The sequence below is a fragment of the Terasakiella sp. SH-1 genome, assembly GCF_004564135.1.
GTDB lineage: Bacteria > Pseudomonadota > Alphaproteobacteria > Rhodospirillales > Terasakiellaceae > Terasakiella.
On the sequence record NZ_CP038255.1, the window covers coordinates 3,787,501 to 3,798,925 of the forward strand.

Here is an 11,425-nt window from a genome sequence, read left to right on the forward strand (position 1 = left end):
GGGGGACCACCCTCCAAGGCTAAATACTCCTATACGACCGATAGTGTACCAGTACCGTGAGGGAAAGGTGAAAAGCACCCCGATAAGGGGAGTGAAAGAGAACCTGAAACCGGATGCCTACAAGCAGTCGGAGCAGACTTGATCTGTGACGGCGTACCTTTTGTATAATGGGTCAGCGAGTTAATTTATCGAGCAAGCCTAAGCCGATAGGCGTAAGCGCAGCGAAAGCGAGTCTGAATAGGGCGACTGAGTTCGATGGATTAGACCCGAAACCAGGTGATCTAGGCATGAGCAGGTTGAAGGTGCGGTAACACGCACTGGAGGACCGAACCCACGTCTGTTGAAAAAGACGGGGATGACTTGTGCCTAGGGGTGAAAGGCCAATCAAACCTGGAGATAGCTGGTTCTCCGCGAAATCTATTTAGGTAGAGCGTCAGATGAATACCATCGGGGGTAGAGCACTGGATCGGGACGGGGGGCGCGAGCCTTACCAACTCGAACCAAACTCCGAATACCGATGAGTACTATCTGGCAGACACACTACGGGTGCTAAGGTCCGTAGTGGAGAGGGAAACAGCCCAGACCACCAGCTAAGGTCCCTAAATCACGTGCTAAGTGGGAAAGGATGTGGGAAGGCCAAAACAACCAGGAGGTTGGCTTAGAAGCAGCCACCCTTTAAAGAAAGCGTAACAGCTCACTGGTCTAATTAAGCCGTCCTGCGCCGAAGATGTACCGGGGCTCAAGCCGTGTACCGAAGCTGTGGACAGTCTTTTGACTGTGGTAGCGGAGCGATCTGTAAGCCTGCGAAGGTGATGCGCGAGCATTGCTGGAGGTATCAGATGCGAGAATGCTGACATGAGTAGCGATAAACAGTGTGAGAAACACTGTCGCCGTAAGCCCAAGGGTTCCTGCGCAAGGCTAATCCGCGCAGGGTGAGTCGGCCCCTAAGACGAGGACGAAAGTCGTAGTTGATGGGAATCAGGTTAATATTCCTGAACCTGGAGGTAGTGACGAATGCCGGTAGTTGTACACGCTTATTGGATTGTGTGTGCAATCATGGTGTTCCAGGAAATAACTCCTCCGTATAGACCGTACCCCAAACCGACACAGGTGGGCAGGTAGAGCATACCAAGGCGCTTGAGAGAATGGTGTTGAAGGAACTCGGCAAAATTCACCCGTAACTTCGGGATAAGGGTGACCCATATGAAGGCAACTTTTTATGGGTGTCACAAAATTGGGGGTGGCGACTGTTTACTAAAAACATAGGGCTCTGCGAAGTCGCAAGACGACGTATAGGGTCTGACGCCTGCCCGGTGCCGGAAGGTTAAAAGGAGTGGTGCAAGCCATGAATTGAAGCCCCGGTAAACGGCGGCCGTAACTATAACGGTCCTAAGGTAGCGAAATTCCTTGTCGGGTAAGTTCCGACCTGCACGAATGGCGTAACGACTTCCCCGCTGTCTCCAACACCAACTCAGCGAAATTGAACTCTCCGTGAAGATGCGGAGTTCCTGCGGTTAGACGGAAAGACCCCGTGCACCTTTACTATAGCTTCGCAGTGGCATTAGTATTCAAATGTGTAGAATAGGTGGGAGGCTTTGAAGCAGCGACGCCAGTTGTTGTGGAGCCACCTTTGAAATACCACCCTTTTGAATATTGATGTCTAACCGCGGTCCGTGAAACCGGATCCGGGACCCTGCGTGGTGGGTAGTTTGACTGGGGCGGTCGCCTCCCAAAGCGTAACGGAGGCGCACGATGGTAAGCTCAGGCTGGTCGGAAATCAGCTTTTAGAGTGCAATGGCATAAGCTTGCCTGACTGTGAGTCTGACAAGACGAACAGAGACGAAAGTCGGTCATAGTGATCCGGTGACTCCTCGTGGAAGGGTCATCGCTCAACGGATAAAAGGTACGCCGGGGATAACAGGCTGATACTACCCAAGAGTTCACATCGACGGTAGTGTTTGGCACCTCGATGTCGGCTCATCACATCCTGGGGCTGGAGCAGGTCCCAAGGGTTTGGCTGTTCGCCAATTAAAGTGGTACGTGAGCTGGGTTTAGAACGTCGTGAGACAGTTCGGTCCCTATCTGCCGTAGGTGGAGGATACTTGATAGGAGCTGCCCCTAGTACGAGAGGACCGGGGTGGACGAACCTCTGGTGTACCAGTTGTTGTGCCAACAGCATCGCTGGGTAGCTAAGTTCGGAAGGGATAACCGCTGAAAGCATCTAAGCGGGAAACCCCCCTAAAAACTAGGTATCCCTGAGAATCGTGGAAGACTACCACGTTGATAGGTCAGGTGTGGAAGTGTGGTAACACATGAAGCTAACTGATACTAATCATTCGATAGGCTTGAATAGCTTACCATCATGCGTAGAAGTAAAAATCTACTGCATTAATCAACTCAGATACTTAAAAGTATAATAGAAGGCAACCTGCACAAGTGTGCAGGCCGGAACAAAGCCCACTTAAGGGCGAACGTGAAGGAGCCGAGCGGCGCTTAAGCGCTAATGAAGATAATCTCTGTTCTCTTTGGATGGCTTGGTGGTTATGGCACGTGGCAAACACCCGATCCCATCCCGAACTCGGCCGTGAAAACACGTTGCGCTGATGGTACTTCGTCTTAAGGCGCGGGAGAGTAAGTCGCTGCCAAGCCTTCCAAACAGAACAGATAATAACCTAAACACAATCGTTACAAAAAAGCCGCCCAGATGGACGGCTTTTTTTGTTTTTGATCCTTGATTCTCCTTATCGGTATATATAAAGTTTTTATGAAACTTGGTGAACACCATGTTGATTTCCTTTGGATATTGGCACCTGAAACAAGCTGATTTGCACGAAGCAAGTGGTGACTACTCTTGTGGCTGTCCTGCCGATGCACAAAGCCGCCGTATCATCGAAATCGTTGATTCCGGTGTGATCGAAGAAGAGCAGGAATGTTCTTTGAACTAAGAGCCCTAGAGGTTTCTTGGACATAAAAAAAAACCGATCCTAAGTGGGTCGGTTTTTTTTAGGGGCTGAAGTAGCTAAGGGTTAATGTTTAGCCTGTTTATACCATATTTTCAGCTGCTTTAGGAGGTCTGCGTGGTTGCCTCCATTGAAACGCCATTCACACTCCTTGAGAAACCAGTAGAAATGGTCAGTTTTGATACCGTTGAATTTCCGCATATGACGCTTTGCCCGATTCCAAAAGTTCTCAATGCCATTGATGTGATTTTGTTTGTCTGCAAAGAGTTTGGAATGGTTGATGCGGCGGTGATGAAAGTCCGAAACATCCAATGCGTTGTAGGCACCGAACGTATCGGTATAGACGATACTGTCAGGCTCGACCTTCTCCTGAATAATCGGTAACAGCGTCTCTGTCTTTGCATTGGGAATGATTGCCGTATAGACCTTGCCACCCCGCTTTAAAAGGCCAAACACAGCCACTTTGCCGCCAGCACCACGACCTCGTTTTCCTTTACGGACACCGCCAAAATAACTTTCATCAGCTTCAATCTCGCCTTGCAAACGATAGCTCGGCAACTTGCTGGCAATCAATTGGCGAAGCCGCATGAAGAAGCGGATCGATGTGTTCGCTTGGACACCTACAATTTCAGCAGTCGCACGAGCCGTGCTGCCTGCGACAAAATGCTCAATCAACTTGCTTTGCTGACGTAAAGTCAGATGACTTTTTCGGATGTACATCGTAGCCATTATAGAACCTCTTTCAGTCCTTAGCTACTTCAGCCCCTTTTTTTATGTTTCATAGAAACGGTTTGTTTTGCAGGACTACAGCCCTTTTCTCTAAATCTGACCCGTTTCATGAAGCCTTATACTTTGTTTGAGTTATGAAAATTGTGCAAAGCGATGTGGGCCATCGGTTAAGCAAATTGACGCGACACAAGAAAAGATAAACGTGAAAGCGGGTCAGGTTTAGAGAAAAGGGCTGTAAGATTATTCAGGAAGGTATTTATTATAGATTTTGCCGAAGGTGCCATCTGAGACCAGTTTTTCCATGGCCTGTAAAATCTTTTCTTTGGCATCCTGTTTTTTGCTGCTCCGGGAAAAATGCAGCCAGTCTTCTTTTACGTTCAGCTGATAGGGGGGGCTTAATTTAGACAGGTCAACATTCATTTCCTTGAAGGTATAGTAAAGCGTTGCGGCTGTGCCAACAATAGCATCCACTTTACCTGCCATTAAAAGGGTAATGCCATGACGGTAGTTTTTTGTCGTGACCTTTTCAATAGTAGGGTCATTGTCAAATTGAGGGTGGAACTTGCCACCGCTGCGAACCCCGATTTTGATCTTTCTTAAATCTTCATACTGTTCGGTTGTGATCCCCTGACGGCCAATCACGATGATTTCAAGGCCATGCCATTTGGCAATGGGTTCTGCTGCTTTTTCACTGGCTGCACTGCGAAAAAAGATGCCGAAATCAGAGGCACCATTTTCCAGGCGTAAAAAGACGCGTTTATATGGTGTGAGAATCATATCAATATCTGTTCCGATTTCTTTTGAAATCGCATTGACCACATCGGCCTGAATACCGCTGATCTCTTTATTCTCATCCAAATAGCCCCAGGGCGGGATGTTAAATAAGACAGCCTGTATTTTATCTGCCGCCTTCGCAGGTGTAGCAGCACTTAAAAAAGCCATTAGGATCAGAGACAAACAAAGGGCATTTACACGAAGCCCGTATCTTTTTACGCGCATTGTAATTTCTCTATCAATACAATTTAGATATTATATCTTAATAGGATAGAGCAATATTTAAATTAATTCAATTCCGGCAAAAGTATAGTTCATCACGTTTTTGCATAATGCTTATGCAGTATCACTCACTTTTTTCACATAGATTGATTTAAGCCCCATGGGGCCAATGCCTGGAATCTTACAGTCAATATCGTGATCTCCATCTACAAGCCGGATGTTTTTCACTTTGGTCCCGACTTTCACCACTGAAGAGGAGCCTTTCACTTTCAGGTCTTTGATCACGCTGACCGTATCGCCATTGGCCAAAGGGGTGCCATTGGCATCACGAATAATCGCTTCATCGGTTGTTTCTGCTGTTAAGGACCATTCATGGGCACATTCAGGGCAGATTAAAATCTGTCCGTCTTCATAGGTATAAGGGGAGGTACATTGCGGGCAGGGAGGAAGCTCATTCATCGTGGTCTGCTTTCATTCCAAATCAGAAGGGTTATTCGGCAAGCTTGAAAAGAGTTTGCATTTTATTGGCTGCCCCGCTGCCTGCTTCGGCATAGATGTTATAGACTTCATCCACTCCGGCAGCTTTTAATTCGCCAACTTCATCTTCAAACTTGGCAATGGCGACAATCGGGCCTGTATAGCCTTTTGCACGCAGTTCCTTGCCGGCCACCACATTGGATGAACCGTTAGGCATTGCCAAAAGGATTAAGTCAACCGATGAGCGCCCATGGGCCACCCGTGACCAGAATTCCGGGTTGGTCGCATCCCCCAAAATCATTTGGCGACCGGTTTTACTGAGACGCTCGACTTCTTTGGGGTCCTGGTCAATGCCTAGAATCTTGCCTGCGCTTCTTTCCTGCATTTCATCATAAGCCGCACGTCCGACCCGTCCCATGCCAAAGATCAAAATGGAATGGTCGGTAATATCAATATCCTCATCCCCCTTAAGGCGGGATTTGGTTTCAAAGTTTTTCAAGAAGCGGCGATAGCGGGTATATAGTTTATCGCTGATAAAACTGAATGGGGCGGCAATGACAAATGAGGCGGATAAGGCAAGGGCGACAACTGTGAGCCATTGGCTTTCCATCCAGCCTGTTGAAATGGCAATGGCTGTCACGATCAGGCCGAATTCACTGTAGTTTGCCAAAGACAGGGTGGCGAGGGCACTGCCCCGTGCACGCAGGCGAAAACGGGTGAAAAGAACGTAAAACAAAATAACCTTGATCGGGATCAGCAACAACAACAAGGCGGCTGCGCCAAATGTCTCAAGTGTAGGCAGGCCCGTCAATCCAATGGTCAGGAAAAAACAGACGAGGAAGACATCCTTAAAGCCCAGCAGGGTATGGGCCAGCTCGCTGCTTTTTTTATGACTGGCAAGCAGCACCCCCATGATCAAGGCCCCAAGGTCCCCCTTCATCCCGACCAGTTCAAAGACCGCAGCCCCGCCAAGGGCGATAGAAAAACCAAAAACAGTGAGCAGTTCCTTATGCCCGCTCATTTCCAGCACTTTGCCCAGCATATGGCGCGCGGGAATGAGCAAAAACAACCCCGTCGCCCAAATGGAAGGGATTTTGCCACTGGATAAAGCCAAGAAGATAACAGCGGCAATATCCTGCATGACCAGCACACCGATGGCAACTTGACCATAGCGTGAAGACAAGGCACCACGATCTTCCAGGGTTTTAACGGCAAAAACCGTACTGGAAAAGGACAGAGCAAATGCCAGAATGGCAGCTGTTTTCATATCAATCCCTGCAAAAACAGAGAGACCGATCATCCCCAGCCCCAAAATGAAGCACAGGGCCACCACAATGGAAATTGCCATATGGCTCAGCGTTGTTGCCCAGATTTCTGGTTTAAGCAGGCTTTTAAGCTGTAGCTTCAAGCCAATGGTAAAGAGCAAAAGGGTGACACCCAGATCGGCAATGCCATTGAGGAAACTATCTTGCTGCACCCCCAAAAGATGCAGCATAAACCCGGCCAGCAAAAAGCCAACCATGGGGGGTAGTTTTACCTGTTGCACAAGCAGACCAAAGATAAAGGCAATGGCAATCCATGCAGGGTCTTGATATTCAATTGCGCTAAGCAAGCTCTCCATGGCGACCTACCCGCCCTTTCATTTGTTGTGTACCCAGTTAAAGTATAATCACTCTTTCCTGCAATTACAGGGTCAGGACAATCTTGCCAACATGTTTTTTTGTTTGGAAAGCGGCTTGTGCAGCTGCAATGTCTGCCAAAGGGTAGGTTTGTGCCACCAGTGGCTTGATTTTGCCTTGTTCGATATAGGAAATCAGGTTCCCGAAGACCTCTTCTTCCAAGACCGTACAGCCAAAGAAACTTAAGTCTTTTAAATAGAGGGTGCGTAAATCCAGCTCCACCATCGCCCCGCCGATGGCACCGGATACCGCATAACGCCCTTTGGGTTTCATAACCTCTAACAAGTGAGGCCATTGGGCACCACCCACAAGGTCAATCACCACATCCACACTGTTATGGCCCAATTGCGCAACAAGCTCAGCGTCTCTGGACAAGGTTATATCTGCGCCGATTTGCTTAAGTGTTTCTTCTTTGGATGGACTTGTGATGGCAATGACTTCGGCCTTGCGGGCTTTGGCCAATTGAACTGCTGCTGATCCGACCCCACCGGACGCACCGGTGATTAAAACACGTTCTCCTTCGCCAACAGCTGCACGGGTTAACATGTTTTCTGCGGTGGAATAAGAACAAGGGAAAGAGGCAAGTTCAGCACTGGAAAGATCACAGCTAAGTCCATAGGCATGGCGTGAGGCCACGACCGTATATTGTGCAAACCCGCCGTTACATTCTGAACCAAAATACCATGGGTTTTCCAGTGTTTGTCCTTGTGCCTCTACAAGGCAGGGTTCAATTAAAATACGTTCCCCAATGCGGTCTTGAGAAACACCAGCACCAACGCCAACAATCACTCCGCATACATCAGCCCCTTGTATTAAGGGCAGTTGGAGCGCCTTTCCAGCCCAGGAAGCGTCTTCTGCGTCTTGATCACCTTTGGAATACCAGCCGATGCGGGTGTTGATGTCGGTATTATTTACCCCGGCGGCTTCAACACGCACCAGTACCTCGTCGGCAGCCGGTGTGGGAATGTCAATATCATCACGATACTCCAGACATTCCGGCCCGCCATGACCTGTTAGATAAATGCCACTCATTTTTGAAGGAAGGTGTTGCATGGGAAATGCCTGTTTTATTGGAAGTTTTCATAAGCATAAGCAGTGTATGTGCAAAGAAAAGTTATTTTCTTAAAAAAAGATCGTAAGGTTTTCCCGTTTCATCCGTGTAACTTTATGTGCGGCTATTTCGGTCTGCACCGTGTTTAGAAAAACATGCCTTTAAGGAACAGGAGAAAGACGATGGATGCCATTGGCTCTTACGGCGGTGCAGGATCAATAGATCATGCCAAAATGCGCCAAGAGATGTTCAACAAAATCGACACAGATGGCGATGGACAGTTCAGTCTTGAGGAGTTTGAAGCTGCAAAACCGGCAGATGCCCCTGAAGACGCCCCTTCTGCAAGTGAAATGTTTTCCCAAATTGATTCAGATGGTGATGGTTTTGTCTCTGAAGAAGAATTTGGTAAGGCCCCACCACCTCCACCTCCGCCTGGTGGCGGCGGGATGATGGGCAGCGACATGATGTCGAGCTTGCTGCAAGCCCTTGAAGAATATTCTTCAACAACTGAGTCAGAAGAAGAGGATGACAGTGAAACAACCACTGTCTCTGAAACGGATGAAGAGTCTGAAACATCAACCACAACAGAAGCAGACATTTTGGAACTGATCCAAAGCGAAATGGAGAATTTCCGTAATTCTGCTTTCTCACAGGCGCAGAATGCCTATTCTAACGCCAGTGGTTTAGGTGCTATGTTTGCACAACAACAAACTCTTGCATCCCTGTAATTTCAGGTGATGCAAGCTTGTAACAAAGAATGGAAGTAAGGCATTGAGGGTACCTTTTGGGAAACAAAAGTCAGATGCCGTGCTTTTGGAACGTTTGGCCATAGGCGATCAAAAAGCCTTCCAGTCTTTGATACAAAAATATCTACCCTATATTCTGAAAACCGCAGAACGTATGACAGGTGATGCCAGTTTAGCCGAAGATATTGCCCAGGATGTTATGATCAAATTATGGGACAAGGCACCTGAATGGGACGAAAGGGGGCCAGCTGTCTTAAAAACATGGCTCTATCGGGTGACGGTTAATCTGTGCATTGATAAACAACGGGGGAAAAAACACCTCCCCATTGAACATATTGAGCTGTTACCCTCACTTGCGAAAGATGCTGTTTCCCATGTTCATGAAAAACAACTGGAAGACATTATCCAAAACCTGTTTTATGAACTCACTGAACAGCAACGCTTTGTGATTGTCCTGTCTTATTATGAAGGGTTAGGCGCAACAGAAATTGCAGAGATCATGGAGCTTTCAACAGGTGCGGTGAGCGGGTTGCTGCATCGGGCAAGAAACACATTAAAAATAAAATTATCAAAATTAGGTATAGAGGGCTGGGCAGATGACAAAAACAACAGATAAACAACTGGATAACTGGTTGGATCATTATAAGGTTGATACCTCCCATACCCGTTTGAAACGTTTGGAAGATGAGCTTCTCAGCCGTGTTGCAATCAGTGCCAATGTGATGTTCGCCCCCATGGGTTGGAAAGATCGTTTAATCACCGGGATCGGTGTTTGTTCCATTGCGTTGGCAACTGTTCTGATCAGTCAAATGATACAGGATGTCCCTGCAACACCTTTAATCACGGCTTATAGCTACCAGTATGCAGGATATTAAAGGATGATCACACGCAACTGGAAAAATATTCTGGCTTGGGGGTCCGTCATACTGAATGTGGTGTTGATCGCCATTATCATTGTGGGGCCACATCACCTTAAACCCCGCCCTCCCGGCCCCCCTTCCCCACAAAAGTTGTTTCGTCATATGGGGCAGGATTTAACGGGGCAGGACCGTGTGATTTTTGAACAACTTGTTGAAAAGCATTCCCGTTTGTTTGAAACCCATCACGAAGATATGCGCCGGGGGCTAGATGGTATTATTCGATCTGTGAAGGCAGAACCATTTGACCTTGAGCAGGTTAAGGCTGCCCATCAGATACATTCTGGTGAACGTCTTAAAATTGATCATGCGATTGCGAATTTTGTTATCGAATTGGTCAGCAAAATCTCACCGCAAGGCCGTCATCAACTTAGACTGAAACCACCACACAAACCGCGCTAAAGTTTCTCAAAAACGCAATAGATAAACTTTTGTTCTGCTGCCCATGGGGTCAGGTGTGTTTCTTTTTCCGTGTGCAACAGTTTAAATGCATTCCCTATTTCCTGTACAAGACTGTCAACGCTATAGCGTCGTACTGGTAAGCCGCTACATTTCTGGGGACCGTCTTGGGCAAAAGTGGATATAATCAAGCGACCTTGTGGTTTCAGGGCTTGAACAAGCTGGGCCTTATAGGCGTTGCGTTTTTCCATATCCGTTAAGAAATGAAAAACAGCCCGATCATGCCAGATATCATAACAATGTTTTGGCAAAGAAATTGTTGTCACATCCCCGATCATCCAATGCACAGAAGAAGAATGCTTTCCAAGGCGGGCTTGTGACTTTTCCAAAGCGGCAGCAGATAAATCCAGTACACTGACCTTGAGGTTTTCAGTTACCAGCCCATCCACCAGACGAGAAGCCCCACCCCCGATATCAATGATAGATGCTTGGTCACAAAACCTGTATTCCTTCACAAGGCGCAAGGACGTTTTTGCTTCAACCTGGAACCAGCTCACCTCATTTTCCGCTTTGCTGCAATAAACCTTTTCCCAATGTTCTTTCATGGCCTGTCTCCTTTCGGGCATAATCTTCACTCTAAACAAAACGCCCCCTTGAAAGCAAACAAGTGAAGTCTAATGTAAATATACATCTTCTCTCTTTGAAGGTTTGCTATGATGAGAAAATGGCTCGTTGCTTTGATGCTGGTTTACAGTTCAGTTGCTTATGCAGATACCTATCAGGTGGCTTCAACAACGGTTTCCCGAACTGTGGATGCTGCTTTTGAACGCATACGTCATATTTATCAAGTCGCCGGGCACGATCTTGAAATTGTTCTGGAATCAAATGCACGTAGCATTGAAAGTGCCAATAATGGCAAATATGATTGTGAGCTGGCCCGTGTGGCTGGGGTCAATGCGTTCTATAAAAACTTGATCCCTCTGGAAGACCCGTATTTCTATCAAGAACTTGTCATTGCCCATCATCATAATGAAACGGAAATCCCACGTAGCCTTGAAGAGTTGGCGGAGCTTCTTAAAAGAGGAAACCCTGTTGGCTTTCCCCGTGGCAATAAGTTTCTGACCAATGCCTTGAGTGTGTATGACGGGCAAGCTGTCACATCAGGTAAATCTTTAATGAAAATGGTTTCACGCGGGCGATTGCGCTACGCCGCCAGTTTTTTGGGTGTGATGGAGGTCCATACAGAAGAGTTTCCCGATGTGCGCGTCCGACTGGATCAGCCTTTACTGCGCATTCCCATGTTCCATTATGTTCATAAAAAAAATGAAAACCTTGTGAAACCACTGAGTCTTGCCACCAGACAGGTCAATGCGGACAATGGCGGCCCACCGTCCGTCATTGAAATGGAAAAAATGCTGGAAACGCTTTATAAACGCTAAAGCCTTTCCCTTTTGGCATTGCCTTCTATATA

The 11,425-nt window shown here is 47.4% G+C and carries 12 protein-coding genes and 2 rRNA genes (1 of these 14 cut by a window edge); 8 read left to right on the forward strand and 6 right to left on the reverse strand.

From position 1 onward, the window contains the following. From E4K71_RS17895 to E4K71_RS18310, 3 genes are all read left to right on the forward strand, one after another. Window positions 1-2,353: ribosomal RNA gene (locus E4K71_RS17895) — 23S ribosomal RNA — on the forward strand; it begins 391 nt to the left of the window's first position. Between the two features lie 180 nt (window positions 2,354-2,533). Continuing rightward, window positions 2,534-2,648, forward strand: a 5S ribosomal RNA gene (rrf, locus tag E4K71_RS17900). 135 nt (window positions 2,649-2,783) lie between these two features. Then, window positions 2,784-2,945, forward strand: a complete 162-nt coding sequence (locus E4K71_RS18310) for a hypothetical protein (RefSeq protein WP_167730686.1) — start codon at window positions 2,784-2,786, stop codon at window positions 2,943-2,945. 81 nt (window positions 2,946-3,026) lie between these two features. Here E4K71_RS18310 and E4K71_RS17905 read toward each other — a convergent pair whose 3' ends face one another. The 5 genes from E4K71_RS17905 to E4K71_RS17925 form a co-directional block, all read right to left on the reverse strand. Further along, on the reverse strand, window positions 3,027-3,680 hold the full coding sequence (locus E4K71_RS17905) for an IS1595 family transposase (RefSeq protein ID WP_135082128.1): 654 nt from the start codon (window positions 3,678-3,680) through the stop codon (window positions 3,027-3,029). 249 nt (window positions 3,681-3,929) lie between these two features. After that, window positions 3,930-4,688, reverse strand: coding sequence for a transporter substrate-binding domain-containing protein (locus tag E4K71_RS17910; RefSeq protein ID WP_135081896.1), 759 nt, complete (start codon window positions 4,686-4,688; stop codon window positions 3,930-3,932). A 111-nt stretch (window positions 4,689-4,799) separates the two neighbouring features. After that, window positions 4,800-5,144 carry a zinc ribbon domain-containing protein YjdM gene (locus E4K71_RS17915; RefSeq protein WP_135081897.1) on the reverse strand — a complete coding sequence of 115 codons (345 nt, stop codon included), beginning with the start codon at window positions 5,142-5,144 and terminating at the stop codon, window positions 4,800-4,802. A 31-nt stretch (window positions 5,145-5,175) separates the two neighbouring features. Beyond that, on the reverse strand, window positions 5,176-6,783 hold the full coding sequence (locus E4K71_RS17920) for a cation:proton antiporter family protein (protein ID WP_135081898.1): 1,608 nt from the start codon (window positions 6,781-6,783) through the stop codon (window positions 5,176-5,178). 64 nt (window positions 6,784-6,847) lie between these two features. Next, window positions 6,848-7,894 (reverse strand): alcohol dehydrogenase family protein, encoded by a 1,047-nt coding sequence (locus E4K71_RS17925; RefSeq protein ID WP_135081899.1) that lies wholly within the window; start codon window positions 7,892-7,894, stop codon window positions 6,848-6,850. Window positions 7,895-8,074: 180 nt separating this feature from the next. Here E4K71_RS17925 and E4K71_RS17930 point away from each other — a divergent pair, with 180 nt between their 5' ends. Genes E4K71_RS17930 through E4K71_RS17945 form a run of 4 tightly spaced genes read left to right on the forward strand, consistent with a single transcriptional unit; the run spans window position 8,075 to window position 9,957 of the window. Continuing rightward, entirely contained in the window at window positions 8,075-8,620 is a 546-nt protein-coding gene (locus tag E4K71_RS17930; RefSeq protein WP_206201928.1) for an EF-hand domain-containing protein, read from the forward strand. A gap of 43 nt (window positions 8,621-8,663) precedes the next feature. Further along, complete coding sequence (locus tag E4K71_RS17935; RefSeq protein WP_135081901.1) at window positions 8,664-9,254, forward strand: sigma-70 family RNA polymerase sigma factor; 591 nt, start codon at window positions 8,664-8,666, stop codon at window positions 9,252-9,254. After that, complete coding sequence (locus E4K71_RS17940) at window positions 9,235-9,513, forward strand: hypothetical protein (RefSeq protein WP_135081902.1); 279 nt, start codon at window positions 9,235-9,237, stop codon at window positions 9,511-9,513. The genes E4K71_RS17935 and E4K71_RS17940 overlap by 20 nt, the downstream gene beginning before the upstream one ends. A gap of 3 nt (window positions 9,514-9,516) precedes the next feature. Continuing rightward, complete coding sequence (locus tag E4K71_RS17945; protein ID WP_135081903.1) at window positions 9,517-9,957, forward strand: periplasmic heavy metal sensor; 441 nt, start codon at window positions 9,517-9,519, stop codon at window positions 9,955-9,957. Here the strand turns inward: E4K71_RS17945 and E4K71_RS17950 are convergent. Then, window positions 9,954-10,559: a class I SAM-dependent methyltransferase gene (locus tag E4K71_RS17950; protein ID WP_135081904.1), complete on the reverse strand. Its 606-nt coding sequence runs from the start codon at window positions 10,557-10,559 to the stop codon at window positions 9,954-9,956. The two genes, E4K71_RS17945 and E4K71_RS17950, sit on opposite strands and share 4 nt — an antisense overlap. Window positions 10,560-10,667: 108 nt before the next feature. Between E4K71_RS17950 and E4K71_RS17955 the strand changes: the two genes are divergently transcribed. Continuing rightward, a complete protein-coding gene (locus E4K71_RS17955) occupies window positions 10,668-11,393 on the forward strand; it encodes a transporter substrate-binding domain-containing protein (protein WP_135081905.1) in 726 nt (241 codons plus the stop codon). The last annotated feature ends 32 nt before the right edge of the window (window positions 11,394-11,425 follow it).

Bases quoted from the DNA above. Each gene is read 5' to 3' on its own strand.
- E4K71_RS18310 (WP_167730686.1), top strand. From the start codon at position 2,784: ATGTTGATTTCCTTTGGATATTGGCACCTGAAACAAGCTGATTTGCAC.
- E4K71_RS17905 (WP_135082128.1), bottom strand. From the start codon at position 3,680: ATGTACATCCGAAAAAGTCATCTGACTTTACGTCAGCAAAGCAAGTTG.
- E4K71_RS17910 (WP_135081896.1), bottom strand. From the start codon at position 4,688: ATGCGCGTAAAAAGATACGGGCTTCGTGTAAATGCCCTTTGTTTGTCT.
- E4K71_RS17915 (WP_135081897.1), bottom strand. From the start codon at position 5,144: ATGAATGAGCTTCCTCCCTGCCCGCAATGTACCTCCCCTTATACCTAT.
- E4K71_RS17920 (WP_135081898.1), bottom strand. From the start codon at position 6,783: ATGGAGAGCTTGCTTAGCGCAATTGAATATCAAGACCCTGCATGGATT.
- E4K71_RS17925 (WP_135081899.1), bottom strand. From the start codon at position 7,894: ATGCAACACCTTCCTTCAAAAATGAGTGGCATTTATCTAACAGGTCAT.
- E4K71_RS17930 (WP_206201928.1), top strand. From the start codon at position 8,075: ATGGATGCCATTGGCTCTTACGGCGGTGCAGGATCAATAGATCATGCC.
- E4K71_RS17940 (WP_135081902.1), top strand. From the start codon at position 9,235: ATGACAAAAACAACAGATAAACAACTGGATAACTGGTTGGATCATTAT.
- E4K71_RS17945 (WP_135081903.1), top strand. From the start codon at position 9,517: ATGATCACACGCAACTGGAAAAATATTCTGGCTTGGGGGTCCGTCATA.
- E4K71_RS17950 (WP_135081904.1), bottom strand. From the start codon at position 10,559: ATGAAAGAACATTGGGAAAAGGTTTATTGCAGCAAAGCGGAAAATGAG.
- E4K71_RS17955 (WP_135081905.1), top strand. From the start codon at position 10,668: ATGATGAGAAAATGGCTCGTTGCTTTGATGCTGGTTTACAGTTCAGTT.